Below are 23,486 nucleotides of genomic sequence, written 5' to 3' on the forward strand. Positions count from 1 at the left end.
TGTGCCGAACTCGCATAAGCGCCTATTCATGAACCCCAATACCTTGACCGATCAACTGAGCCTGTTTCTTGATGTACTGGAAACCGGAAGTTTTTCCGCTGCCGCTCGCCGCCATCCGCTGACCCCTTCAGCAGTGGCTCGGCGCATTGACAGCCTGGAAAGCTCGGTCGGCAGCCGCTTGTTTCAGCGCAGCACCCATGCCGTGGTGCCAACCCCGGCAGGCCTGGCGTTTGCCGAACGGGCGCGACGGATTGTCAGCGAGTTGCAGCTGGCCCGGGCCGAGGCGGTGTCGTTGAGCCATGCGCCGGAGGGCCTGATCCGCGTGGACGCGCCGGCAGCCTTCGGCCGACGGCACTTGGCGCCGGTGATTGCCGACTTTCTGAATGTGTATCCGGGGCTGGACGTGCACCTGCATTTGATCGACAGCTTTGTCGACATGCAGGGCGCCCACTTGGGCAAGGTCGACCTGGTGCTGCGCGCCGGGCACATCGTCGACACCCGCTTGATCGCCACGCCATTGGCCAGCATCGTGCGCATCGCCTGCGCCAGCCCGGCTTACCTCAAAAGCCGTGGCACGCCGACTCATCCTCGGGAGCTGAGCGAGCACGATGGCCTCGACTGGGACGGCCTGGCGCCGATGTTCGCCTGGCGCTTCGAGCTTGACGGCCGCCGCGCCACCTATCGCCCGCAACGCATCCGCCTGAGTGCCAATAATGCCGAAGCCCTGCTGTGCGGCGCGCTCGCCGGGCTGGGCATCGCGCACTTGCCGACGTGGCTGGCCAGTGAATACCTGGTGCGTGGTGAGTTGTTACCGCTGTTTTGCGAAAACGGCCTGCCCAGCCCGGAAACCACCGGCATTTACGCGCTGCGTCTGGAACAGCAGGCCAATGCACGCAGCCGCCTGCTGCTGGAATACCTCAAGTCCCGCTTCAGCCCAGTACCGCCCTGGGATCTGGCATTACAAAGCGGCCTGGTCTGACCCCACAGGCAGAATTATCTGGCGCATTAAAGGTTTGATCGCTAGATTCCAGCCCATATACGCTTTTTCGAGGCACTGTCATGCGCAAAAATCCCGACCCTTGCGAATCCCTCATGCTGGATAACCAGCTGTGTTTCGCCCTGCACTCCACTTCGTTGCTGATGACCAAGGTCTACAAGCCGCTGCTACAAGCCCTCGGCCTGACCTACCCGCAGTACCTGGCGATGATGGTGCTGTGGGAAGAGGATGGTTTGACCGTCGGCGAAATCAGCACTCGGCTGCTGACCGATCCGGGTTCGCTGACGCCGCTGCTCAAGCGGCTGGAAGCCGAAGGCCTGCTCAGCCGGACCCGCAGCCGCGAAGATGAACGTGTGGTGGTGGTGGAATTGACCCCGGCAGGCCGCGCGTTGCAGGAAAAAGCCATGGGCATCCCGCAGTGCATCCTCGGCGCCAGCGGGTTACAGCTGGAGCAGTTGCGCAAGTTGCAAAGTGACTTGATTGCCTTGCGGGGCAATCTGCAAGACGCAATTTAAAGGCATTCACGCAGTAAAAAGGTGGGAGCTGGCTTGCCTGCGATCGCGGTACATCAGTCATGAATGCAGTGGCTGACACTGCGCAATCGCAGGCAAGACAGCTCCCACATTTGTTTGGGTTGCCCCAGAAAATAATGTCCGGGAAATATTTTTGTAAATTTATCTTGCGCGCTAAACATTAGCGCTATACATTCGCCTCACCAACTACTTAGCGCACAAACATTTAGCGCTAAAAACCCAAGAGGACGACACCATGCAAACTCTCTATACCGCAGTAGCCACCGCCACCGGCGGCCGTGATGGTCGTGCTGTTTCCAGCGACAACATCCTCGACGTCAAACTCTCCACGCCCAAAGAGCTGGGCGGCGCTGGCGGCCAAGCCACCAACCCTGAACAGCTGTTCGCGGCCGGCTACTCGGCCTGCTTCATCGGCGCACTGAAGTTCGTCGCCAGTCAGACCAAACGCAAAATCCCGGATGACGCTTCGATTACTGCCCACGTCGGCATCGGTCAAATCCCCGGCGGTTTCGGCCTGGACATCGACCTGCACGTGAGCCTGCCGGGCCTGGCGCAGGATGACGCACAAAGCCTGGTCGACGCGGCTCACCAAGTCTGCCCGTACTCCAACGCCACCCGCGGCAACGTCGATGTACGCCTGCACGTGACTGTCTGACGCCCTTTGCCGCCACTGGAGAAGCACATGAACACAATGGGTAAAGCCCTCACCGGTACCCTGCTCGCGCTGTCGATCAACACCGCGTTCGCCGCCCCCGGCGACGTTGAGCACACCACCCAGGCCTTCCTGGATGTGCTCAACGCAGGCACCGGTCAGCCAATGGAACAGTTGACACCCAAAGACGCGCGGGCCGTGCTGACCGGCGCCCAGGCGGGTGTGAAGTTGACGCTGCCCAGCGCCGATGTGAGTCAGAAAACCATTCGGGTTGATGGCAAGCCGCTGGACCTGACCATCGTGCGGCCAGCCGGGGTTAAAGGCGCATTGCCAGTGTTTATGTTCTTCCACGGTGGCGGCTGGGTGCTGGGCGATTACCCAACCCACGAGCGACTGGTGCGCGATCTGGTGGTGGGTTCCGGCGCGGTGGCGGTGTTCGTTAACTACTCGCCTTCGCCGGAAGCGCATTACCCGGTGGCGATCAACCAGGCCTACGGCGCGACCCAATGGGTGGCCGAGCACGGCAAGGAGATCAATGTCGACGGCAAGCGCCTGGCGGTCGCAGGCAACAGCGTCGGCGGCAATATGGCGGCAGTCGTCAGCCTGATGGCCAAGGACAAAGGCACGCCGGCAATCAAGTTCCAACTGTTGCTGTGGCCGGTGACCGACGCCAACTTCGACACCGGTTCCTACAACCAATTTGCCGAGGGGCACTTCCTCACCCGAAACATGATGAAGTGGTTCTGGGACAACTACACCACCGACGCCAATCAGCGCGCGCAGATCTACGCGTCGCCGCTGCGGGCCACCACGGATCAACTCAAGGGCTTGCCGCCTGCGCTGATCCAGACCGCTGGCGCCGATGTGCTGCGTGACGAAGGTGAAGCCTACGCACGCAAGCTGGACCAGGCCGGTGTACCGGTGACCGCCGTGCGCTACAACGGCATGATCCACGACTACGGTTTACTCAACGTGGTCAGCCAGGTGCCGGAAGTCCGTTCAGCCTTGCTGCAGGCCTCGCAAGAGCTCAAGCAACACCTGAAGTAAACAGGCGTCCATGAAAAAGCCCGACTCAAGGTCGGGCTTTTTTTCGTATCGGTGGGGCCAGAATTACTTCTTGGCGCGACCTTTGTACGAACCACCTTCACGGGTGTCGATCTCGATCAGGTCGTCGATTTCGATGAAATCAGCCACTTGCAGCTCGGTACCGTTAGCCAGTTTGGCAGGCTTCATGACCTTGCCCGACGTGTCGCCGCGAGCGGAACCTTCGGTGTAGGCAACTTTACGCACGATAGTGGTCGGCAGCTCTACGGAAACCAGGCGGTCTTCGAAGAAGATCGCTTCGCAAACGTCTTCCATGCCTTCTTCCACGAACGGCAGAACAGCTTCGATATCTTCAGCGTTCAGCTCGTACATGGTGTAGTCGGTGGTGTCCATGAACGTGTAGGTGTCGCCGCTGATGAAGGACAGAGTCGCTTCTTTGCGGTCGAGGATCACGTCGTCCAGTTTGTCGTCGGCGCTGTAAACGATCTCGGTCTTGTAACCGGTCAGCAGGTTCTTCAGCTTGGTCTTCATGATTGCGCTGTTACGACCAGACTTGGTGAACTCAGCTTTCTGAACCAGCCAAGGGTCGTTTTCGAGACGGATCACTGTACCGGGTTTCAGTTCTTTACCAGTTTTCATTGCGTATATCCGAAATTTGGATGGGATTTACAAAAATCAAGGTCGCGTATCATATCCAACTTTCATAAAACTGTACCAGCGCCGTCGCAAGATCAGCCTGCAAGCCTTGTTCCAGACACCACGCCTGGGCGTTCTGACTCACCTCTGGCCAGTGCTCCAGCAGCATTTTCCACGGTTGTGCCATATCGCCATCAGCGTTCCAGGCTTGCCAAAGGGCAACCACCGCTGCCTTGGCGGCGGGCGACAAGGCCCCGGTGTACAGCTGCAGGAAGGCATCAAGCTTGTCCAGATGGATGTCTTCGTCCTGGCGATAGATGTGCCACAGCATCGGCCGCCCGGCCCATTGGGCGCGTACGAACGAGTCTTCGCCGCGCACGGCGTTGAAGTCGCAGCACCACAGCAGACGGTCATATTGCTCCTGGCGTACGAACGGCAACACTTGCACCGTCAGGGCATCGCGCTGATGCACCGCCCCCACCGCAAGGCCTTCCACGCCGAGCCAGCGCTGCACATCGCCAAGGATGCGCCCTTCGGGCACCAACAGATGAGTGGCACGCTCGTCCGTCGCCAGCACGTCCAGCCAACGGTCGAGCCCGGCGTTTTCGTAGGCGAACAGCGACATCAAACGCACGCCATCTGCCGGAAATACGCCCAGCGCTTGCAGGAATTGCCGCTGCGCGGCGCGATCCTCTTGAAAAGCCTGACGCTGCTCCAGCAAGCCGCCTTCGCGTAAAAGCCCGCCAGTGCCCGGCCGAAAGCCAGGAAAGAAGAAATACTTCTGCACGCCCTTGAACTTCACCGACGGCAGGCGATGGCACCCCACCACCCAGTCTTCAGCGCTGAGGTAGTCCAGGTTCATCCACAACGGCGTGCGGTCGCGCGCGGCCATGGCTTCCATGTACTCAGGGGGCAACTGGCAGGCAAAGGCTGCGATCACTACATCGGCGCAAGGCGTGTCGCGCCATTGTGCCGGCCAATGGCACACCTCTACGCCTTCCTGCCATTGCGGGTTCAGTTGCACATCAATCTCTGGGCACATGCGTTCAAAAGCACGCAAGTCATCGACCCACAAGCGCACGTCGCAGGCGTGCTCCACCACCAGTTGCCGGGCCAGGCGCCAGGTCACGCCAATGTCGCCGTAGTTGTCGACGACGCTGCAAAAAATATCCCAGCGGGCTTTCATTCCGGGCTCCAACACTCAAAGGCTCGATTGTCCGCATAAATGCGTCGATGCAGAAGGCTTGATCGCGATTATTCTGCACAGTGGCTGTGCGACAATCGCCGCCACGCCGCAAATGCCCGCCAGGAGGCCACTATGTCTGATCGTTCGTTGTCGCTGTTCAAGCTCAGTATCGCCGTGGCGTTCGGCCTGTGGCTGGGGTTTATCGCCATTGTGCTGACCACCTGGCTGGCGTCGCGCTACGTGTTCCCGCAAAGCCTGGCGCCGGTGGCTCAGGCCGTTGAGCAACTGGGCAAGCCCGCCACCGTTGTTGCGCCAGAACCGCCGAACCGTATGTTCGAGCAGTACCAGGAAAACCTTCGCAAGCAGGAACAACAGCAAACCCTGGACCAGGCGCGCAACAACGCGCGCAACCTGTCCAACCCCAAATGCCAGTTCTGGCTGCAACAGGACCAGAACGCGCCCAATGAAAAGAGCAAGGCGAATGTCCTGCAATTCTGCGATTGATGCCCATGAATAAGCACGCCGTCCTCCAGTTGATCCTGGAAAAACTCACCGTCGACCTCGACATTGCCCAGCGCGCCGCGCAGACCGCCTACGAGACCGCGACCCACGAAGAGAACATCGCCGAGAACAAGTACGACACGCTGGGGCTGGAAGCGTCTTACCTCGCGGCCGGGCAAGCCAAGCGCGTCGAAGAAATCAAGCAATCGCTCGCGCTGTGCCAGAACCTGCAGTTGCGTGCTTACTATGATCAACGCGGCATAGAAGTCGGTGCGCTGCTGGGTTTGGAAGACGAGAACGGTCGCCAGCAGTGGCTGTTCCTGGCGCCGGATGCGGCGGGCTTGAAGGTCGACGTGGTGGGGCAACCGGTGACCGTCATCACCCCACGCTCGCCGCTGGGCAACAGCCTGCTGGGCAAGTTCGAAGGGGATGAGGTGGAGATTCTGGTGGCGGGCGCCCGGCAACACTTCACGGTTACCGAGGCCCGATAAGCCACTCAGTGGACGGGCAGTTCTACGCCGTCAAACAGCTCTTCCAGTTCTTGCTTGTTGTGGCACTGGATCGCCTTGGCCATGACTTCGCGGGTCAGGTGCGGCGCGAATTTCTCGATGAAATCGCACATGAAGCCACGCAGGAACGTGCCACGACGGAAACCGATCTTGGTCACGCTGGACTCGAACAGCTCACTGGCGTCGAGCACCACCAGGTCTTTGTCTAGGTTGGTATCGACCGCCATCTTGGCCACGATACCCACGCCCAGGCCCAGTCGGACGTAAGTCTTGATCACGTCGGCGTCGGCTGCGGTAAACACTACTTTCGGCGTAAGGCCGCGATGGCTGAAGGCTTCGTCGAGCTTGGAGCGGCCGGTGAAACCGAACACGTACGTCACGATCGGGTATTCGGCCAGGGCTTCGAGGGTCAACTTCGGCAGCTTGGCCAATGGGTGGCCCTGGGGCACGACCACGCAACGGTTCCAGCGGTAGCACGGCATCATCACCAGGTCGCCGAACAGCTCGAGGGCTTCGGTAGCGATGGCGAAATCGACGGTGCCGTCAGCGGCCATCTCGGCGATCTGCATCGGCGAACCCTGGTGCATGTGCAGGGCGACGTCCGGGTATTGCTTGATGAAATCGCGGATCACCGGCGGCAAGGCATAACGCGCCTGGGTGTGCGTGGTGGCGATCGACAGGGTGCCTTTTTTCTCGTTGGAGAATTCCTGGGCGATCTGCTTGATGCTTTCGACTTTACGCAGGATCTCGCCGGCGGTGGTGATGATGCGCTCGCCGGCCGGGGTGACGCGGGTCAAGTGCTTGCCGCTGCGCGCGAACACTTCGACGCCCAGCTCGTCTTCGAGCAGGCGGATCTGCTTGCTGATACCGGGTTGCGAGGTGTAAAGGCTTTGAGCGGTAGCGGAAACGTTGAGGTCGTGGTGCGCCACTTCCCAGATGTAGCGCAGTTGTTGAAGCTTCATATGTGTCCCTCAAAGCAGATAGACGCCACGGGTATCAGCGACGGTATATAACTATATTAAAGGTTAGATGCATAAATCTAGAACTTTTTATCGTTTTTACCGATCAGGCATCGTCACTGCGTCGGCGCTGCAGCGACGGCACCATATAAACCGGCACTGTCGCCAACTGCAGCACCCTGGCGGCCGTGCGCCCAAGCGGCGTGGCAGCGGCCGTTGCGTGGCTGTGACTTCCTACGATCAACAAGTCGACGGAAAGTTTTTGCAGCTGGTCGAGAATGACCTCGCACGGGTCCCCCTGGATCACGCGCACCGAGCGAATCAATTTCAGGTCCTGCTCCCCTTCCCCGAGCTCCTCGCGAAAACTGTCCAGCACCCGCTGCTCGATGGTTGCCATCACCGTGGTCAGCCCCTGGCTCTGCCATTCGCTCAGGGCTTTCTCATCCAGGTAGCTTTGCAGCACCGATTCGGCGAACAGCCCGATCGGCTCGACCACATGAATCACATACAAATCCGCCTTGAACGTTCGGGCCAGTGCCAGCGCATGCTGCATGACATAGGGCGCATACAGACCGAGGTCCGTGGCGTACAGCATCGAACGAATCATAGAACCTCCTGGACGGCCAGGATGGCGGGGATTGAATGAGCTTAGCAGCGCCTGCGGGACTGGGGCTCAGCTCTCGGTGTGGATTTTCAACTCATTGCTGATGCCATGGGGCACATGCCCGGTGGCCACCACTTCCCTGGCCTTCTCGCAATGACCGGCCTGGTCATCGAAAAACACATCGGCGGCGAACGCCTCCAGAAACGCGGACTTCTCCAGGCCACCGAGGAACAACGACTCGTCCAGACGGATATCCCATTCGCGCAGGGTGCGAATCACCCGCTCGTGGGACGGCGCCGAACGCGCGGTGACCAACGCCGTGCGAATCGGGCACGCCTCGTCTGCGAACTCGCTCTGCAACACGTTAAGCGCCGCCAGGAACCCCTTGAACGGACCACCGTGCAACGGCTGGCGCGCCGACTCGCGCTCGCTGGCCAGAAATGCCTCCAGCCCGCCTGACTGATAGACACGCTCGGACTCATCGGAAAACAGCACCGCATCACCGTCGAACGCAATCCGCAATTCTTCACTTGAGGCCCGATGCGGGCCGCCCGACAGAATTGTCGCCGCGGCAAAGCCGGCATCCAGTGCACTGCGCACATCGTCGGGATGGGTCGACAGAAACAGGTGGCAACCAAATGCGGCCAGGTATGGATAGGGACTGCGCCCGCCGACGAACGCGGCGCGGGAAATATCCAGGCCGTAATGCTGGATCGAATTGAACACGCGCAAGCCGGTGTCGGCACTGTTGCGCGACACCAGCACCACTTCGACGCGGGCCCGGCCCAGGCTGGCGTTAAGGCTCAAGAGCTTCTTGACCAAAGGGAAGGCATCGCCGGGCTCGAGGGTTTCTTCCTCGTGCTCGATCTGGTACTTGCGGTAAGCCTCTACCCCTTCGGCCAGGTAGACCTTGTGACTGTCACTCAGGTCGAACAGTGCGCGCGACGAAATCGCCAGCACCAGTTTGTCGCCCAATCCCTTCGCCATGGTGTTTCCCCCGAATCAGCGGTTGTGCCGATCAATAAAACTCAAGGCCTGGTAAAGCGCCTGCATGCGTGGCAATTCGCAGCCCGCCGCTTTTGCCGCGGCCAATGGCCGGGCGTAGATCGCCGCCAATTCCAGCGGACGTTTGTGCACATGGTCGTGATACATGCTGGGCAGGTAGTCGTCCATGGTTTCGGTCATGGCGAACATCTGCTCGGCGTAACTGGCAGGGATTTCATGGCCGCAGGCGTGCGCGCCTTTGACCACTTCAGCCATCAATGCCTGGATCAACTCGCGGCTCGATTCATCGGCCATCAGCGCGGTGGTGCCAGTGCCCAGCAACACGGAGAGGCCGTTATAAGGCACATTCCACACCAGTTTGTGCCAGCGGGCCTGGTGCACATTGGCCATGGCCTGGGACTCGATACCGGCCTGGTGAAACAGCGCGGCGCCCTCTTCGACAATCGCCCGCTGGCGCGACTCATCGTTGGCCGCGGTGCCGCTGTGGTAACCAAGATTGACCCGGCCCAAGGCCTGATGCTCGACGACGCCCGGCGCAGAACGGTGCACGCCGATGTAGCACAGGCCACCCAGCAAGTGCAGCGACGGCGGCAGGTGTTCGCGCAGGCTGTCCTCGACGTCGAGGCCATTTTGCAACAGCACCACCCTGGCGTCCGGGGCGGCGACCTGGGCGATGGTCGGCGCGAGGTCCACATTGCCGGTGGATTTGGTGCCCACCAGCAGCCAGTCGCACGCCGGCATATCCGCAGCGCGGGCGTAGGCCTGCACCGGGTGCAGGTGCAACTTGCCATGCAGCGTACTGTTGAGGTGCAGGCCGTGCTCGCTGACCGCCGCGTATTCGCTGCGCAACAGGAAGTGCACGTCGAACCCGGCACGCGCCAGCATCACGCCGTAGAACCCACCGATAGCACCGGTGCCGATAATGCCAATGCGTGGTGACGGGGATGCAACTGCGGTCATGGCAAATCCTCTGGTGTGCGGGTGAGTGCTTGATCCACTGCCTCGGTAAGGTCGGCAAGTGCAAGACGGGTGTGTAACTGCCCAAGGAATTGACCCTCGCACACGAGGAACAAGGCGGGCAAATGAAAGATCTGATAGCGCTCGACCGCACCGCCGTTGTGCCCGGCATCCACCCAGCACACGCGGTCGACCGGCAAACGCCAGCCCGGCAGCTGCTGACGTGCCCAGCGGCAACTGGAACAACCGACACTGGTAAATACCACCAGCGAAATACCTGGCAATCCCAGCAGTTGCTGGTCAATATCCAGGTCGGTCAATTCCAGTTCCTTCACTATACTGCTGCCACCGCCGTCAACTGGACGGTGCTCGGAGTCCGTGTACATGGGTCGTTTTTTACCTCACCCTGATGATGTCGCCGTCGAGTTAATCCAACGCCCCGCTCCCGCCATTCCCCGCCAACGCCTGCACACTATCGGCCTGGGCGGCGTCGCCTGCAATTGCCCGCGTGCCTGGCGCCAGGGCACGGCGGTTGATCTGCGCATCCCTTCCCTGGGCGCCAGCGCCCGTTATCCGGGCTATGTAGCCTGGTGTCGCAAGCTCGAAAAAGGCTATCGCATCGGCATCTCTTTTACCGATGAGCACGCATTGTTCGGTGCGCGAATGGGCGAGCAAGTGTGCCAGATCGAACGCTACTGCCGCTTGCATGAAGACGCCGAGCCGACGCCTGCGCAACTCGAAGCCATGGCTCGGGAGTGGGTCTCGCGTCATGCCGGTGAGTTCTCCCGCGAGACTTTTGTGGCGCCGGCGCTGGATTAAAGCCGGTTTTGCCCATTGTCGCGGGCCCGTGTTACGCGCTAAGGTTCCTCCCCCCTGCATTCAAATCATGCTGTGCTCCGCCGCACGGGGATGGCTGGCGGCCGGCACCCGTGACCCTGACGAGTAACACGATGGCTGATTTACCGATCAACGACCTTAACGTCGAATCCAACGAGACCCTGATCACGCCCGATCAGCTCAAGCGCGAAATCCCTCTGAGCGACGCTGCCCTGCAGACCGTCACCAAGGGCCGCGAAGTCATCCGTGACATTCTCGACGGCACCGACCACCGCCTCTTTGTGGTGATCGGCCCTTGCTCGATCCACGACCTCAAGGCTGCCCACGAATACGCCGAGCGCCTCAAAGTGCTGGCGGCTGAAGTGTCCGACACCTTGTACCTGGTGATGCGCGTCTACTTCGAAAAACCGCGCACTACCGTCGGCTGGAAAGGTTTGATCAACGACCCGTACCTGGATGACTCGTTCAAGATTCAGGACGGCTTGCACATTGGTCGTCAATTGCTGCTGGACCTGGCAGAAATGGGCCTGCCCACCGCCACCGAAGCCCTCGACCCGATCTCCCCGCAGTACCTGCAGGACCTGATCAGCTGGTCGGCCATCGGCGCGCGCACTACCGAATCCCAGACTCACCGCGAAATGGCGTCCGGGCTGTCTTCGGCCGTCGGTTTCAAAAACGGCACCGACGGCGGCCTGACCGTCGCGATCAATGCGCTGCAATCGGTGTCCAGCCCGCACCGCTTCCTGGGGATCAACCAGGAAGGTGGCGTGTCCATCGTCACCACCAAGGGCAATGCCTACGGGCACGTGGTCCTGCGCGGCGGCAACGGCAAGCCCAACTATGATTCGGTCAGCGTTGCGCTGTGCGAGCAGGCGCTGAACAAGGCCAAGATCAAGCCGAACATCATGGTCGACTGCAGCCACGCCAACTCCAACAAGGACCCGGCCCTGCAGCCGCTGGTGATGGAAAACGTCGCCAACCAGATCCTCGAAGGCAACCAGTCGATTATCGGCCTGATGGTCGAGAGCCATCTGAACTGGGGTTGTCAGGCCATCCCAAAAGACCTGGCCGACTTGCAGTACGGCGTGTCGATCACCGATGCCTGCATCGACTGGTCCGCCACCGAAACCACCCTGCGCAGCATGCACGCCAAGCTCAAGGACGTATTGCCGAAACGCAAACGCACTTGAAACGCTGAATTGCGCACACAAAAACGCCGGGCTTAGCCCGGCGTTTTTCGTGGTGCGGTCGCTCAGTTACAGCTTCGCGGCATGGCGCTGGTGGCGCTCCATGTAGCGCTCTACATAAGAGCACGAGGGGATCACCGTGTAGCCGGCCTCTTCGGCGAACTTCAACGCTTCTTCGGTCAACGCCGCAGCAATGCCACGGCCCCGCAACGCGTTGGGCACGAAAGTGCGATAGATATCCAGGGTCTGTTTACCGAGGTCCATATAGGTCAGATAGGCACGATGACCGTCCACATTGGTCTCGAACTGATGACCTGCCTGGTCATGGTGGATGGACAACGCCTCGCTCATCACTACTCCTCGCGGGTCTTGGATTTTGACCCCTACCTTACCGATGTTTTTCCGGCGAAGGAACATCTACGCCACCCCGTGCCGGTTTCGACAACGAGAAAACCTATAGCGCTCACAACCAGCACGTAGGGAATAGTAGTCACCAATGCTGCAATAGCTCAAGGCGCACTCGTCATCCCTTGCCGCTGGCGGTTACAGAAAGGGCCTCGATCAATGAGTGATCGATAGCCTGAACATTGCCGGCAGTTGAATCTTGAGACGAACTGCCGCTCTTAAAGTCACCTCTACATACGCAAAAGATGCACGAGGCGGTAACGGCCAACTGAAAAAAAGTGTCAACGTCGATATATAAATCTTTGCCTGTTTACCGGACCCGGCACATGCGGGCCGGACCTCTCAGCCTGGATCGAGTTCCCAGGGAAATGAAAAAATCTGGAGGCTTTTTATACAATCCTCCCAAAGATTAGCCAAAACAGATTCGGCGCAAGAATTTTTTTTGCTTCTTGCGCTACGTCAGTTTACTTACTACAAGTAATGAGTAGTATGTACGCCGGCTATCCGCTCACTCTGAGAAAGTAGCCATTTAATAGAAAGTCCTTGAAGGGGAACACGATGAACAACGTTCTGAAATTCTCTGCTCTGGCTCTGGCCGCAGTTCTGGCTACCGGTTGCAGCAGCGTCTCCAAAGAAACCGAAGCTCGTCTGACTGCAACTGAAGACGCAGCAGCTCGCTCCCAGGCTCGTGCAGACGAAGCCTACCGTAAAGCTGATGAAGCTCTGGCTGCTGCTCAAAAAGCACAACAGACTGCTGACGAAGCTAACGAGCGCGCTCTGCGCATGCTTGAAAAAGCAAGCCGCAAGTAATAATCCTTCGGGGTTGTTATCAAGCCGATCCATTCTTGGGTCGGCTTTTTATTGCCTGGGATTCGGCCCCGAAACCCGCGCAATAAAAAGCCCGCCGCAGCGCAAGGCTGAGGCGGGCCTGGGGTCGAGCAGGCTTACTGCTGCAGATCGACCGGCGTACTGGACGCCACTGGCGCATTGGCGCCCGGTACACCAATCTCCGTTGGCAGACCGTCTTCGGCCGCCACCACATCGCGCACCTGATCCCAGTTCACCCGCAGATTATTGGCCAGGTCTTCGCGCTTGAGCAGGGCATTGATGACCGCCGTGTGCTTGTCGACCACGGACGGCGTGCCGTCATCGTTCAGCGGTGTATGCGCCTCAAGGTAGACCTTGCCGCCGCTGCTGCCGAACTTGTAGGCATCATTGATGATGCGCACCGATGTGCCGACCGGCACCATGTCGGCCATTTCCAGCACATTGTTGTTGAACATGCGGAAGCAGCCGTGGCTTGTACGCGTGCCGATACCAAATTTCATGTTGGAACCGTGAATCAAGTAACCCGGCGTGCCCAAGGTGAACTTGAACGGGCCCAGTGGGTTGTCCGGACCGGCAGGCACCACGTTAGGCAGCGGGTCACCATTGGCAGCGTGCTCGGCCTTGATCGACGCGGGCGGCGTCCAGGTCGGGTTGGGGATCTTGCCGGTGATGGTGGTGTGCGCGACCGGCGAACCCCAGCCTTCACGGCCGATGCCCAAGGGGAACGTGTAAACCACATTCTGGCCCTTGGGGTAATAGTAAAGCCGGTATTCCGCCAGGTTGATCACAATGCCTTCACGAGGACCCGGCGGCAGGATGAAACGCGTCGGCAGCACGATCTCCGTGCCCGCCCCCGGCAACCAGGCGTCGACGCCAGGGTTGGCCGCGACCATTTCCGAATAACCCAAGTCGTAGGTGGTGCCCAGGTCGGCAAAGGTGTCTTCGTACTTGGCCTTGATCACCTGAACCTGACCGACAATGTCTTCACCTGGCGGCGGCAAGGGCAACTGCAGCGCTGATGCCGAGCCGACTGCACAGAGCGCAGCGAGGGACAGGCAGCAGGAAACGACGGAAAGGCGCGACAACATCCGGAAAATCCTTCGCAGAACGACGGGTAGGAAAAAACTGATTGTACACGGGTGTCAGAGGGTAAGGCAGAGGGCCTGCGACCGTGCGCAAGCCTTTACAGCTCGAAACGCAGCTCCGGCCAGATCGGCGGTGTGCCACGCTTCTGCGATTCGAGGATGGCTCGGCACAGGGGGCACAGTCGCTGGTCTTGAAAGATCGAACGGTCGACCGAGGACCAACGCGGTTGTGCGGGCAATAAAGTCCCGCAAAGCGTGCGATCGATCGAGCCGCCCAACTCCAATTGACGCGCGACCAGATGCACCCGAACTTCCTGGCAGGCGAACAGGTCCAGCTGCTCGTCAGGCTCGATCAGTTGGTAATTGAACAGGGACCAGGCAGGGCGCGACATCGGGGGCTCCAGATCGGGGGGGCGCCACCTTAGCCGAAAGCCTGCCGGTATAAAAGCGTCATAGCAGCGGTTTTAGCGTTGGCCAGACATTTTCCAGCAACTTGCCCTGGGCACCGACCGCCGGGTGCAGCTGATCGGCCTGCATCAACTCTGGATGACCACCCACACCTTCAAGGAAAAACGGCACCAGCGGGATACTTTTTTCCTTGGCCAAGGCGCCATACACTTCGGCAAACGCCGTGGTGTATTTGGGACCGTAGTTGGGCGGCAGCTGCATGCCCAGCAGCAGCACCTTGGCGCCGCCAGCCTTGGACTGGTCAATCATCGACGCAAGATTTTGTTTCAATTGCGCTGGCGGCTGGCCGCGCAGGCCATCGTTACCGCCCAGCTCGAGGATCACCAGGTCCGGCTTATGCTCTGCAAGCGCCGCCGGCAGCCGCGCGAGACCACCTGCGCTGGTGTCGCCGCTGATGGACGCATTGACCACTTTGTCGTCAAAACCTTCCTGCTTGAGCCGCTGCTCCAGCAAGGCCACCCACCCTTTGCTGGTATCCAGGCCGAAACCGGCACTGATACTATCGCCAACGATCAGGACTGTACCCGCCGCTGCGTTCTGGGCCATGCACATCAAGGCCAGGCCAGCACTCAAAAACCACATTCGCATCGGATTCTCCATGGGCGCAAGCATTCTCACCGCGCGGAACCTTAGCAAAGTGGTTCTCAGCGCGGAAGGTGAACTGACTATCCTGCACGAACTTAGCCTGGAACTGAACAAGGGCGATAGCCTGGCTATCGTCGGCAGCTCCGGCTCCGGCAAATCCACCCTCCTGGGCCTGTTGGCCGGCCTCGACCTGCCCAGCAGTGGCGAAGTCACACTGGCAGGCCAAGCCTTGAGCACCCTGGATGAAGACCAGCGCGCGCGCATCCGCGCCGAGCACGTCGGCTTCGTGTTCCAGTCATTCCAGCTGCTCGACAGTCTCAATGCCCTGGAAAACGTCATGCTGCCGCTGGAGCTCGACGGCCGCAAGGACGCCCGCGAGCGCGCCAGACACCTGCTCGAGCGCGTCGGGTTGGGCCAGCGTCTGACCCACTCGCCGCGCCAGCTTTCCGGTGGCGAGCAACAACGGGTTGCCATCGCACGAGCCTTCGCCGCCGAACCGGATGTGCTGTTTGCCGACGAACCCACCGGCAACCTCGACAGCCACACCGGCGAACGTATCAGCGACCTGCTGTTCGAGCTTAATAAAGAAAGCGGCACGACCCTGGTACTCGTCACCCACGACGAGCGCCTGGCCCACCGTTGCCGACGCCTGATCCGCCTTGAAGCCGGCCTGATGGTCGCGCCCCTGGAGCCTTGATGGCACGTTTGCCGCTGTTGCGCCTGTTCAGCCTTGCCATGCGTCAATTGCTGCGCGATGCCCGCGCCGGCGAGTTGCGCGTATTGTTCTTCGCGCTGGTGGTGGCCGTGGCGGCCAGCACCGCCATCGGCTACTTCGGTGCACGCCTCAATGGCGCCATGCTGTTGCGTGCCACCGAGTTCCTCGGCGCCGACCTGGTGCTCGAAGGCAGCTCGCCAGCCCGTCCCGAGCAAATCAAATCCGGGACCGAACTGGGCCTGGATCATGCTCGCATCGTTGAGTTCTCCAGCGTCATCGCCACGGATAATGGCATTCAGCTTTCCAGCATCAAGGCGGTCAACGAGCAGTACCCGCTGCGTGGCGAGCTCAAAAGTGCGGCTGAACCGTTCGGCACTGAAACGCCAGGCGGCGGGCCCAAGCCCGGTGAAGCCTGGGTGGAAGCAAGGCTGCTGACGGCGCTGGACCTGAAAGTCGGCGACAGCATCGATGTCGGCATGAAGACCCTGCGGCTGACGCGCATACTGACTTACGAGCCAGACCGCGCTGGTAACTTCTACAGCCTTACACCCCGCGTCATGATCAACCTTGCCGACCTCGATGCCACCGGCGTGGTGCAGCCCGGCAGCCGCGTGAGTTACCGTGAACTGTGGCGCGCGCCTCAAGGCAGCACGGCGCTGCAAACCTATCGCGACCTGGTCAAGCCAGGCCTCGCCGCCAACCAGCGCCTGCAGGATTCGCGAGACGGCAACCAGCAAATCGGCGGCGCGCTGGGCAAGGCCGAGCGCTACCTGAACATGGCCAGCCTGGTGGCGGTCTTGCTGGCTGGCGTGGCGGTGGCGTTGTCGGCCAATCGCTTCGCCAGCCGACGCTTCGATGCCAGTGCACTGTTGCGCTGCCTTGGGCTGTCGCGCCGCGAGGCGATGTTGCTGTTCACCCTGCAACTGAGCGTGCTGGGCGTGGCGGCAAGCCTGGCCGGCGCCCTGCTGGGCTGGCTGGCGCAGTTTGGTCTGTTCTATTTCCTGCACGACTTGCTGCCGGCGGACGTGCCGCCCGGCGGGCTGCTGCCGGCGGTCGCGGGCATCGGCACCGGGCTGGTCGCCCTCGCCGGCTTCGCCTTGCCGCCCCTGGCGGCGCTGGGGCGTGTGCCACCGCTGCGGGTTTTGCGCCGTGACCTGCTGCCGATCCCGTCCAGTACCTGGATGGTGTATGGTGCGGCGCTGTTCGCGCTCGGCCTGATTATGTGGCGCCTCAGCCTCGACCTGGTGCTGACCTTCGCCTTGCTGGGCGGCGGCGTGGTGGCTGCGCTGATCCTCGGCGGCTTGCTGCTGTTATTGCTGCAAAGCCTGCGGCGCTTGTTGGCCCGCGCCACGCTGCCCTGGCGTCTGGGCCTGGGGCAGTTGCTGCGTCATCCGTTGGCGGCGGCCGGGCAGTCGCTGGCGTTTGGTCTGATCCTGCTGTCCATGGGCTTGATCGCCCTGCTGCGTGGCGAGTTGCTGGACACCTGGCAAAACCAGTTGCCCAAGGATGCGCCCAACTATTTCGCCCTGAACATCCTGCCGGCCGACAAGGACGCCTTCAGCGCCCGACTCCTGGATGTGCAAGCGCAATCGGCGCCGTTGTACCCCGTGGTGCCGGGCCGGCTGATCAGCATCAATGGCGAACCGGTGCAGGAAATTGTCAGCAAAGACTCGAGCGGCGACCGAGCGGTGCAGCGTGACTTGAGCCTGACCTGGGCGGCCGACTTGCCACCGGGCAATGTGCTGACAGCCGGCTCCTGGTGGTCACAGCAACCGGGCGATGAGGTCCCCGGGGTTTCGGTGGAAGCCAAGGTGGCTGAAAGCCTGAAGCTCAAACTCAACGATCATCTGGTCTTTACCGTCGGCGGAGAAAATCGTGAAGCGCGGGTCACCAGCTTGCGGACCATCAACTGGGATAACTTCCAGCCCAATTTTTTCATGATCTTCCAGCCGGGCACCTTGAAGGACCTGCCCGCAACTTACTTGACCAGCTTCTACCTGGCGCCAGGCCATGATCAGCAGATCGTTGACCTGTCACGGGCGTTCCCGGCCGTCACCATCCTGCAGGTCGAGGCCTTGCTGGAGCAGTTACGCAGCATCCTCGCCCAAGTGACCCTGGCGGTGGAATACGTATTGTTGTTTGTACTGGCGGCCGGCATGGCGGTGCTGTTTTCCGGTTTGCAGGCCACCCTGGATGAGCGCATTCGCCAGGGGGCATTGCTGCGCGCACTGGGCGCAGAGCGCAAGTTGCTGGTCAAGGCACGCCGCATCGAGTTCGGCTTGCTCGGCGCAGTCAGTGGCCTGCTGGCAGCGCTGGGTACGGAGTTGGTGACAGGGGTGTTGTACCGCTACGCGTTCGACCTGGCCTGGCACCCTCACCCGTGGCTGTTACTGCTGCCGGTGATCGGTGCCGTACTGATCGGCGGTGCCGGCGTATTCGGCACGCGTCGTGCGTTGAATGCCAGCCCACTGACGGTATTGCGCGAAGGTTGAAACATTGATGGCCCGTACGCTATTCGGAATACGGGCCAGCAGCGTTTATTTCACATACTCGATACCGGTAATCCACCAGCACACCTCGCCGGTCGGGGTTTGCACGATGGCCTCATCGTCGACTTCCTTACGGAGCAACGCCCGGGCCATCGGTGAGTCGATGGAGATGTAGTCCATGCGCTCATAAATCTCGTCATAGCCAACGATACGAAAACGCTTGGTCTCGCCCTGCTCGTTTTCGATATCAACCCAGGCGCCGAAGAATACCTTGCCTTCCTGCTCAGGCATGTATTCCACCACGCGCATATCTTCCAGCCGCTTGCGCAAGTAGCGCACCCGCCGGTCAATTTCGCGCAGCAGCTTCTTGTTGTACTGGTAGTCCGCGTTTTCGCTGCGATCCCCCAGAGACGCCGCCCAAGTCACTTTACGCGTGGTGTCCGGACGTTTTTCACGCCACAGATAATCCAGCTCTTTTTTTAGCGCCTCATGACCTTCTTTGGTAATCAGCTTGGTACTCAAACGCTTGCATCCCCAGACATTGTCCAATGGTGCCGAAACGCCACAGCATCATGCCTTGGCGTCGACTGGCAGGGGTGATGATAAATGAACTAGGAAAAGTAGCCAGATCAGCAAGTACATTGCTTCAATTCTAGCCTTCCAGGGTTTGATCCAGTTCAAGCAGCACACCCTGCAACCGCTGTCGCATACCCGACACCTGCGACATCGCCAGCGCCAGCTTCTGGGCTTTCTGGCTGACGTCTGCTTGCTGCTCCTGCAATTGCGCCGCGTGCTGCTCCAACTCACGATCCTTTTCATCCAGTTCGCCCTGCTTTTGTTGCAGCCGGGCCCGCCACTGCTCAAGCACTTTTTCTCGCTCAATGACCGCGTTTTTTTGTTGCGTCAGGTCCTGGGCGACCTTGGCAAGATTGGTCAGCGTGCTGTCCAGCTCAGGCATCAATGCATGTTCCATTTCAACGGGGCGCTGCACTGGCGCGGGTTCACTCGGTGCCAGTTGAGCCGGCTGCGCAACGGGCTCTGCCAGCGCTACCTTCTGCGCAGTTGCGACGGGGATATCCAACGCCTCAGCAACCACAGGCTCAAGCACCGGCGGCTCGACGGGCGTGGGTGGGCTTGAAGTTCTGGCGGGCGGGATCATTTGTGATGAGAAGCGAATGCACGGCACGATCAAGGAAGCACTTTCGATCGCAGGCAAGACAGGCGCAGACATGCCCAAGGTAATCACCTTCATTACCAATGCCTTCTTGATGATCATCGAATGATGATCCTCCGGTCTGGCCGGCGGTAATTTGCAGCCTTTCAAATCAATGAAATGGAAAGCGATCGAACTGTCGTTCACTGCGCTGGCTTTAGTGCCGGAGGCTGCCGCGGCCATCAGGATTTGCTTGAAGACTTGCATAGCCACTTGCAGGTCTTCCTTGGACTCGACACTGCCCAGAAAATGCCGGTCGAGTTTTTTCCGTAACGCGGCGATGTAAACCCTGGAGTTGCCCGGCTCAGTCTCTTCATCAAGGCTATAGACGAGAAAGTTGCAGTCGATCTGGGCAACAGCAAACCCGCAGAGCAGCGCACCGTTAACCGGCGCGTCCTGGCCACTGCGTTCTAGAACAAGAGTACGTAGAAGCATCATGATAATCAGGTCTCGTTACAAAAGAGCAAACCTTACATAAACGCCAGATAAAGAATCCGACCGTTAACCATTCTCGAAACAGCGCAATTGTTTCAGTAAGTTATCCGGCTTGACGTAGGACTTTTCTTATAACTTCGCCCGCGCGTTCCCAAGCGTATTGATTAAACGTAACCTTTTTAACGCTCAACTATCCACGACGCGCACGTCCCATACGCTCAGCCAAACTTAATCGGTAAAAAAATGCTCGAGATAAGCAGCCTGACTAAGCACTTGGGCAAAAGTAAAGTAATCAACAACTTCTCATTGTTTGCTCAGCGCCAGGAATGTATTGGTCTGTTCGGGGAAGACGGCGCCGGCAAAACAACCTTGCTGAACTTGATCGCCGGCATCGCCAATCCCTCCTCCGGGTCCATCACCGTCCATGGGTTCAACACCCTGACCCATCCACTTCAAGCACGCAAAGTCCTCGGCTATCAGCTCCAGGCCGGGCTCAGCCATCAGACGATGTCCGTTAAAGGCTTTCTCAACTTCATTGCCGACGTTCGAGGGTTCAGCGGCGCTGAAAAACGCAGCCGGGTGGATCGAGCAGCCATGCGCCTGGAATTGTCGCGTGTGCTCAACGTTCCTGTCGGTGCGCTTTGCGTAGGTTTGAAGCGCAAGGTAGCCATCGCGCAAGCCATCCTGCATACACCCAGCCTGCTTCTGCTGGATGAACCGACCGAGGGTCTGGCGCCGAATCAACGGGTCAAATTCAGAACACTGGTCCAGTCCCTGACCGAAGAAATGGCGGTGATTATCGCCTCCCGGCATTGCGACGAGCTGGCCAGCCTGTGCACGCGGGCACTGGTTATCGCGCGCGGCCAGTTGGTGGCTGACACGCCGCTGTCCGAGTTTCAGCGCAAATCCCGACACTACCGGGCAGTCACCCTGGCCGCAGAAACCCCGCTGGATTTACTCGCACTGGCCGTCTTACCCGGCGTCGCCGGCATAGAAGAAGACCGGCATACACCCGGCACCGTGACCGTTCTGGCCCTGCCCGGTCACAGCATCTATCCCCATATCAACGCACTTATCGCCCATCGCGGCTGGAACATCACGTCATTGAAACTGGAAACAGGGCGCCTGAACGAAGTCGTTCGCCATTTGAGTCATGAGGTATCTCTTTGAAACTGCTGCCGGTGATTTTCAAGCGTCAACTCGTCAGCTATGCCCGTACGCCAGGCACGTACCTGAGTGTTGCTGCGTTTGTACTGCTGTGCGCGGCACTGGGGTTGAATACGAGCCCATGGCTCGAAGAAGGCGGTGCTGACTTACAGGTGTTTTTCCAGTTACACCCTTGGCTCTACCTGCTGCTGATTCCAAGCTTGTCAACGCAGCTGTGGTCGGACGAACATAACCCTGGCATGCGCAACATGATGAAAACGCTGCCCATCACGACCGTCGAACGGGTGTTGGGAAAATTTCTGGCCGCATGGGTCGTGTGTGGCATTGCCTTGGCCCTGACCTTCCCTTTGGTGGTTGTCGCCAACTACCTGGGCGCTGCGGACAACGCCGTTATCACCTCACAATTTCTGGCGAGCGGGTTGCTCGCGGGAAGTTATCTATCGGTGGGATGCTTTATCTGCGCACTGACTCATCGGCGCATCGTTATTTTCCTACTTTCGCTCGGCTTGCTGCTTACAGTCAGCATGCTTTCTTCGGCACTGGATGCCCTTGAGCACCAGGCGCCTATTTGGGTGGTAGACAGTCTGATCGCGCTTGACCCGATCTTACGCTTCGGCACTCTCGACAACGGCAAACTGACACTCCATGACAGCCTGTACTTCGTCAGCATGATCCTTGCCTTTCTTGCGGCAACAGCAGTCACACTCAATTACAAAACCCGTTGAGAAGGAAAGCACCGCATGCGATCCGCTATTCGCACGGGTATGACACTTACGGTCATATCATTACTCTTTCTGGCCTTTAATCTGGTCTGGGTAAACAACCTTCCCGATATCCGTTGGGACTTTTCACAACACAAAATCCATACGTTGTCGCCGCAGGCCCGGCAACTGCTCGCCTCACTTGAGGACCCACTGGATTTGTATTACTTCAACTCACGCCATGACCCGCGAAAAAGCCAAGCGTTGAAACGCTATGGCGAACGGGTGGGAGACCTGCTTGAGGAGTTCGAAAAAGCCGCCAGGGGCAGGATTAACTTGCACGTTATTGATCCGGGGCCTTATTCAGAAGAGGCCTATAAAGCGGGCCTGTTCGGGCTGGACGACACACACGGGTTTCTCGGTCTGATAGGTGTGCGCGCAGGCCAGGCTGCACAACGTATCGACGCATTCAACCTGGATGACGAACCGATGCTCGAATATGAAATAAGCCACTTGATCTACACACTGGGGCACCCAGCGCCACCCGTTATTGGCGTGCTGACAGGGTTGGCGTTGGACGATTCCGGCGGGCTGTTACTGGCGAAAATGCATCAGCACTTCACCCTCGAAAGCCTGGCAGCGAACATTCCCCAAGTGCCTGAATCGATCGGGACGCTGATGGTCATCCACCCGCGCGCGCTGCCGGAGCGAACCCTGTACGCGATCGAACAGTTTGTCCTCAGGGGCGGAAAACTGATGATCTTTCTCGACCCACTGAGCGAGAGCGTGTCAGACGCCGCGCCGGCAAATCCCATGCTGGACGGCCTGCTTGCCGCATGGGGCGTACAAATGCCGGCGGACAAGCTGCTGGTGGATAATCTCTATGCCTCGTCGGCGTCCCCCGGCGCTGGCAAGCCGACCGTCTTCCATCCGGCCAGGTTGAGCCTGCCGCGCCAGGCGATGACGGCGGACGACGTCAGCGCGTGGAAACTGGATACGGTGATTGTCTCGAGCAGTGGCGCACTTTCTCGCATCAGGAAAAGCCGCACGCTGCTCACCCCGCTGCTGCAAAGCTCCACGCAGTCTGCGCTATTGGACGCTGCGCGCTTTGCATCAACCACCGCACTCGACTCACTGATCGAACAACCGTCTGCTGTCGGCCAACGCCAAGTGATAGCGGCTCGCCTCGGCGGCCCCGCCTATTCCGCATTTCCAGACGGTGTCGACGGGCAGTCTGCCGGTTTGCAAAAGGCCGCAGACATTCAGGTGGTGGTGGTCGCCGACACTGATTTACTCATGGACTCTGTCATCAGCTCGGCCGCCAACAGCAACGTTACGTTTGTCTTGAATACCTTGGATAACCTGGCGGCTCCTGATGTTCTCGCGAGCATTCGGCCCCGTGCAATGGCCAGCCAATCGCCCAGCCCGCTTTCAGACATGCGCGAAGCCGCTGCACAGGCCTACGCCCAAAAGGCGGGGGAACTTGAACGACGGCTTGAGCGAACCGAGCACGAATGGCAACGCCTGAAACCGCCAGACACCGGCTTCGGCACCCAAGCGGTGAATACCAATGCCCAGCTGCAGGCACTGAACAAGGAACGCCTGCGACTGCCCATGGAGTTACAGGCGCTCAAGGTCGAGGCTTACGCATCGGTGCATAAAGTGGAGCTAACCCTGAAACTGCTGCTGATCAGCGCCGTACCGCTGCTGTTGTGCCTTATCGCGTGGATGGTGTCGCTTTACAACCGGCGACGTCGATCGGCCGTGACCGCCATCCAGCTCTAAGCC

At 59.8% G+C, this 23,486-nt stretch carries 27 protein-coding genes; 14 read left to right on the forward strand and 13 right to left on the reverse strand.

Annotated features, from left to right (window positions below; all coding sequences use genetic code 11):
- Positions 1-28: 28 nt before the first annotated feature.
- From AACU78_RS16350 to AACU78_RS16365, 4 genes are all read left to right on the forward strand, one after another.
- The gene (locus tag AACU78_RS16350) at positions 29-979 is read left to right on the forward strand and encodes a LysR family transcriptional regulator (RefSeq protein WP_106576821.1); all 951 of its coding nucleotides are present in this window, start codon (positions 29-31) and stop codon (positions 977-979) included.
- 80 nt (positions 980-1,059) lie between these two features.
- Positions 1,060-1,512, forward strand: coding sequence for a MarR family winged helix-turn-helix transcriptional regulator (locus AACU78_RS16355; protein WP_106576822.1), 453 nt, complete (start codon positions 1,060-1,062; stop codon positions 1,510-1,512).
- Between the two features lie 253 nt (positions 1,513-1,765).
- On the forward strand, positions 1,766-2,185 hold the full coding sequence (locus tag AACU78_RS16360; RefSeq protein WP_034126737.1) for an organic hydroperoxide resistance protein: 420 nt from the start codon (positions 1,766-1,768) through the stop codon (positions 2,183-2,185).
- A 27-nt stretch (positions 2,186-2,212) separates the two neighbouring features.
- Positions 2,213-3,229 (forward strand): alpha/beta hydrolase, encoded by a 1,017-nt coding sequence (locus AACU78_RS16365; RefSeq protein ID WP_106576823.1) that lies wholly within the window; start codon positions 2,213-2,215, stop codon positions 3,227-3,229.
- Positions 3,230-3,292: 63 nt separating this feature from the next.
- Here the strand turns inward: AACU78_RS16365 and AACU78_RS16370 are convergent, their stop codons facing one another.
- Together AACU78_RS16370 and earP are read right to left on the reverse strand one after the other, a co-directional pair.
- The gene (locus AACU78_RS16370; RefSeq protein WP_003218698.1) at positions 3,293-3,865 is read right to left on the reverse strand and encodes an elongation factor P; all 573 of its coding nucleotides are present in this window, start codon (positions 3,863-3,865) and stop codon (positions 3,293-3,295) included.
- A gap of 49 nt (positions 3,866-3,914) precedes the next feature.
- Positions 3,915-5,048 carry an elongation factor P maturation arginine rhamnosyltransferase EarP gene (gene earP / locus AACU78_RS16375; protein WP_106576824.1) on the reverse strand — a complete coding sequence of 378 codons (1,134 nt, stop codon included), beginning with the start codon at positions 5,046-5,048 and terminating at the stop codon, positions 3,915-3,917.
- 132 nt (positions 5,049-5,180) lie between these two features.
- Here earP and AACU78_RS16380 point away from each other — a divergent pair, with 132 nt between their 5' ends.
- A complete protein-coding gene (locus tag AACU78_RS16380) occupies positions 5,181-5,552 on the forward strand; it encodes a hypothetical protein (protein WP_106576825.1) in 372 nt (123 codons plus the stop codon).
- A 5-nt stretch (positions 5,553-5,557) separates the two neighbouring features.
- A complete protein-coding gene (locus AACU78_RS16385; protein ID WP_106577287.1) occupies positions 5,558-6,040 on the forward strand; it encodes a GreA/GreB family elongation factor in 483 nt (160 codons plus the stop codon).
- A 5-nt stretch (positions 6,041-6,045) separates the two neighbouring features.
- Here the strand turns inward: AACU78_RS16385 and cysB are convergent, their stop codons facing one another.
- The 5 genes from cysB to AACU78_RS16410 all read right to left on the reverse strand — a co-directional run bounded on the left by cysB (position 6,046) and on the right by AACU78_RS16410 (position 9,969).
- Positions 6,046-7,020 (reverse strand): HTH-type transcriptional regulator CysB, encoded by a 975-nt coding sequence (cysB, locus tag AACU78_RS16390; protein ID WP_003189876.1) that lies wholly within the window; start codon positions 7,018-7,020, stop codon positions 6,046-6,048.
- Between the two features lie 103 nt (positions 7,021-7,123).
- Positions 7,124-7,624 (reverse strand): universal stress protein, encoded by a 501-nt coding sequence (locus AACU78_RS16395; protein ID WP_106576826.1) that lies wholly within the window; start codon positions 7,622-7,624, stop codon positions 7,124-7,126.
- Between the two features lie 66 nt (positions 7,625-7,690).
- Entirely contained in the window at positions 7,691-8,608 is a 918-nt protein-coding gene (locus AACU78_RS16400; RefSeq protein WP_106576827.1) for a 5'-nucleotidase, read from the reverse strand.
- A 15-nt stretch (positions 8,609-8,623) separates the two neighbouring features.
- Positions 8,624-9,586, reverse strand: coding sequence for a putative 2-dehydropantoate 2-reductase (locus AACU78_RS16405; protein WP_106576828.1), 963 nt, complete (start codon positions 9,584-9,586; stop codon positions 8,624-8,626).
- The gene (locus AACU78_RS16410; RefSeq protein WP_106576829.1) at positions 9,583-9,969 is read right to left on the reverse strand and encodes a thioredoxin; all 387 of its coding nucleotides are present in this window, start codon (positions 9,967-9,969) and stop codon (positions 9,583-9,585) included. Before AACU78_RS16410 ends, AACU78_RS16405 begins: the two co-directional genes overlap by 4 nt.
- Between AACU78_RS16410 and AACU78_RS16415 the strand changes: the two genes are divergently transcribed.
- Together AACU78_RS16415 and AACU78_RS16420 are read left to right on the forward strand one after the other, a co-directional pair.
- Complete coding sequence (locus AACU78_RS16415; protein ID WP_106576830.1) at positions 9,968-10,402, forward strand: PilZ domain-containing protein; 435 nt, start codon at positions 9,968-9,970, stop codon at positions 10,400-10,402. The genes AACU78_RS16410 and AACU78_RS16415 overlap by 2 nt on opposite strands.
- A gap of 131 nt (positions 10,403-10,533) precedes the next feature.
- Positions 10,534-11,610: a 3-deoxy-7-phosphoheptulonate synthase gene (locus AACU78_RS16420; protein WP_060753323.1), complete on the forward strand. Its 1,077-nt coding sequence runs from the start codon at positions 10,534-10,536 to the stop codon at positions 11,608-11,610.
- A 66-nt stretch (positions 11,611-11,676) separates the two neighbouring features.
- Here AACU78_RS16420 and AACU78_RS16425 read toward each other — a convergent pair whose 3' ends face one another.
- Positions 11,677-11,958 carry a GNAT family N-acetyltransferase gene (locus AACU78_RS16425; RefSeq protein WP_003189869.1) on the reverse strand — a complete coding sequence of 94 codons (282 nt, stop codon included), beginning with the start codon at positions 11,956-11,958 and terminating at the stop codon, positions 11,677-11,679.
- 612 nt (positions 11,959-12,570) lie between these two features.
- Here AACU78_RS16425 and oprI point away from each other — a divergent pair.
- A complete protein-coding gene (oprI, locus tag AACU78_RS16430; RefSeq protein WP_003172710.1) occupies positions 12,571-12,822 on the forward strand; it encodes an outer membrane lipoprotei OprI in 252 nt (83 codons plus the stop codon).
- 134 nt (positions 12,823-12,956) lie between these two features.
- On the opposite strand, the gene AACU78_RS16435 is transcribed toward oprI, so the two are convergent.
- The 3 genes from AACU78_RS16435 to AACU78_RS16445 all read right to left on the reverse strand — a co-directional run bounded on the left by AACU78_RS16435 (position 12,957) and on the right by AACU78_RS16445 (position 14,981).
- The gene (locus tag AACU78_RS16435) at positions 12,957-13,928 is read right to left on the reverse strand and encodes a L,D-transpeptidase family protein (protein WP_106576831.1); all 972 of its coding nucleotides are present in this window, start codon (positions 13,926-13,928) and stop codon (positions 12,957-12,959) included.
- A gap of 95 nt (positions 13,929-14,023) precedes the next feature.
- A complete protein-coding gene (locus tag AACU78_RS16440; protein WP_016972348.1) occupies positions 14,024-14,317 on the reverse strand; it encodes a hypothetical protein in 294 nt (97 codons plus the stop codon).
- A 58-nt stretch (positions 14,318-14,375) separates the two neighbouring features.
- Positions 14,376-14,981 carry an arylesterase gene (locus AACU78_RS16445; RefSeq protein WP_164487917.1) on the reverse strand — a complete coding sequence of 202 codons (606 nt, stop codon included), beginning with the start codon at positions 14,979-14,981 and terminating at the stop codon, positions 14,376-14,378.
- Between the two features lie 10 nt (positions 14,982-14,991).
- On the opposite strand from AACU78_RS16445, the gene AACU78_RS16450 reads away from it, so the two are divergent.
- On the forward strand, positions 14,992-15,675 hold the full coding sequence (locus tag AACU78_RS16450; protein ID WP_106576832.1) for an ABC transporter ATP-binding protein: 684 nt from the start codon (positions 14,992-14,994) through the stop codon (positions 15,673-15,675).
- Positions 15,675-18,185, forward strand: a complete 2,511-nt coding sequence (locus AACU78_RS16455; protein ID WP_106576833.1) for an ABC transporter permease — start codon at positions 15,675-15,677, stop codon at positions 18,183-18,185. The genes AACU78_RS16450 and AACU78_RS16455 overlap by 1 nt, the downstream gene beginning before the upstream one ends.
- Before the next feature lie 45 nt (positions 18,186-18,230).
- Here the strand turns inward: AACU78_RS16455 and greB are convergent, their stop codons facing one another.
- On the reverse strand, positions 18,231-18,704 hold the full coding sequence (gene greB / locus AACU78_RS16460) for a transcription elongation factor GreB (RefSeq protein ID WP_083360479.1): 474 nt from the start codon (positions 18,702-18,704) through the stop codon (positions 18,231-18,233).
- Between the two features lie 130 nt (positions 18,705-18,834).
- The gene (locus tag AACU78_RS16465; protein WP_106576834.1) at positions 18,835-19,833 is read right to left on the reverse strand and encodes a hypothetical protein; all 999 of its coding nucleotides are present in this window, start codon (positions 19,831-19,833) and stop codon (positions 18,835-18,837) included.
- Positions 19,834-20,073: 240 nt separating this feature from the next.
- On the opposite strand from AACU78_RS16465, the gene AACU78_RS16470 reads away from it, so the two are divergent.
- From AACU78_RS16470 to AACU78_RS16480, 3 genes are read left to right on the forward strand one after another with little or no spacing between them, the layout of a single operon-like run.
- Positions 20,074-21,000, forward strand: a complete 927-nt coding sequence (locus tag AACU78_RS16470; RefSeq protein ID WP_106576835.1) for an ABC transporter ATP-binding protein — start codon at positions 20,074-20,076, stop codon at positions 20,998-21,000.
- Entirely contained in the window at positions 20,997-21,722 is a 726-nt protein-coding gene (locus AACU78_RS16475; protein ID WP_106576836.1) for an ABC transporter permease, read from the forward strand. Before AACU78_RS16470 ends, AACU78_RS16475 begins: the two co-directional genes overlap by 4 nt.
- 15 nt (positions 21,723-21,737) lie before the next feature.
- Positions 21,738-23,483 (forward strand): Gldg family protein, encoded by a 1,746-nt coding sequence (locus tag AACU78_RS16480; RefSeq protein ID WP_106576837.1) that lies wholly within the window; start codon positions 21,738-21,740, stop codon positions 23,481-23,483.
- The last annotated feature ends 3 nt before the right edge of the window (positions 23,484-23,486 follow it).

It is taken from the genome of Pseudomonas sp. R9.37 (assembly GCF_963878885.1).
Classification (GTDB): Bacteria; Pseudomonadota; Gammaproteobacteria; order Pseudomonadales; family Pseudomonadaceae; genus Aquipseudomonas.

Bases quoted from the DNA above. Each gene is read 5' to 3' on its own strand.
- AACU78_RS16400 (WP_106576827.1), bottom strand. From the start codon at position 8,608: ATGGCGAAGGGATTGGGCGACAAACTGGTGCTGGCGATTTCGTCGCGC.
- AACU78_RS16410 (WP_106576829.1), bottom strand. From the start codon at position 9,969: ATGTACACGGACTCCGAGCACCGTCCAGTTGACGGCGGTGGCAGCAGT.
- oprI (WP_003172710.1), top strand. From the start codon at position 12,571: ATGAACAACGTTCTGAAATTCTCTGCTCTGGCTCTGGCCGCAGTTCTG.
- AACU78_RS16425 (WP_003189869.1), bottom strand. From the start codon at position 11,958: ATGAGCGAGGCGTTGTCCATCCACCATGACCAGGCAGGTCATCAGTTC.
- AACU78_RS16465 (WP_106576834.1), bottom strand. From the start codon at position 19,833: ATGATGCTTCTACGTACTCTTGTTCTAGAACGCAGTGGCCAGGACGCG.
- AACU78_RS16355 (WP_106576822.1), top strand. From the start codon at position 1,060: ATGCGCAAAAATCCCGACCCTTGCGAATCCCTCATGCTGGATAACCAG.
- AACU78_RS16435 (WP_106576831.1), bottom strand. From the start codon at position 13,928: ATGTTGTCGCGCCTTTCCGTCGTTTCCTGCTGCCTGTCCCTCGCTGCG.
- AACU78_RS16415 (WP_106576830.1), top strand. From the start codon at position 9,968: ATGGGTCGTTTTTTACCTCACCCTGATGATGTCGCCGTCGAGTTAATC.
- AACU78_RS16350 (WP_106576821.1), top strand. From the start codon at position 29: ATGAACCCCAATACCTTGACCGATCAACTGAGCCTGTTTCTTGATGTA.
- AACU78_RS16445 (WP_164487917.1), bottom strand. From the start codon at position 14,981: ATGCGAATGTGGTTTTTGAGTGCTGGCCTGGCCTTGATGTGCATGGCC.
- AACU78_RS16370 (WP_003218698.1), bottom strand. From the start codon at position 3,865: ATGAAAACTGGTAAAGAACTGAAACCCGGTACAGTGATCCGTCTCGAA.
- AACU78_RS16385 (WP_106577287.1), top strand. From the start codon at position 5,558: ATGAATAAGCACGCCGTCCTCCAGTTGATCCTGGAAAAACTCACCGTC.
- AACU78_RS16360 (WP_034126737.1), top strand. From the start codon at position 1,766: ATGCAAACTCTCTATACCGCAGTAGCCACCGCCACCGGCGGCCGTGAT.
- AACU78_RS16365 (WP_106576823.1), top strand. From the start codon at position 2,213: ATGAACACAATGGGTAAAGCCCTCACCGGTACCCTGCTCGCGCTGTCG.
- AACU78_RS16380 (WP_106576825.1), top strand. From the start codon at position 5,181: ATGTCTGATCGTTCGTTGTCGCTGTTCAAGCTCAGTATCGCCGTGGCG.
- AACU78_RS16480 (WP_106576837.1), top strand. From the start codon at position 21,738: ATGCGATCCGCTATTCGCACGGGTATGACACTTACGGTCATATCATTA.
- earP (WP_106576824.1), bottom strand. From the start codon at position 5,048: ATGAAAGCCCGCTGGGATATTTTTTGCAGCGTCGTCGACAACTACGGC.
- AACU78_RS16405 (WP_106576828.1), bottom strand. From the start codon at position 9,586: ATGACCGCAGTTGCATCCCCGTCACCACGCATTGGCATTATCGGCACC.
- cysB (WP_003189876.1), bottom strand. From the start codon at position 7,020: ATGAAGCTTCAACAACTGCGCTACATCTGGGAAGTGGCGCACCACGAC.
- AACU78_RS16420 (WP_060753323.1), top strand. From the start codon at position 10,534: ATGGCTGATTTACCGATCAACGACCTTAACGTCGAATCCAACGAGACC.
- AACU78_RS16455 (WP_106576833.1), top strand. From the start codon at position 15,675: ATGGCACGTTTGCCGCTGTTGCGCCTGTTCAGCCTTGCCATGCGTCAA.
- AACU78_RS16450 (WP_106576832.1), top strand. From the start codon at position 14,992: ATGGGCGCAAGCATTCTCACCGCGCGGAACCTTAGCAAAGTGGTTCTC.
- AACU78_RS16440 (WP_016972348.1), bottom strand. From the start codon at position 14,317: ATGTCGCGCCCTGCCTGGTCCCTGTTCAATTACCAACTGATCGAGCCT.
- AACU78_RS16470 (WP_106576835.1), top strand. From the start codon at position 20,074: ATGCTCGAGATAAGCAGCCTGACTAAGCACTTGGGCAAAAGTAAAGTA.
- AACU78_RS16395 (WP_106576826.1), bottom strand. From the start codon at position 7,624: ATGATTCGTTCGATGCTGTACGCCACGGACCTCGGTCTGTATGCGCCC.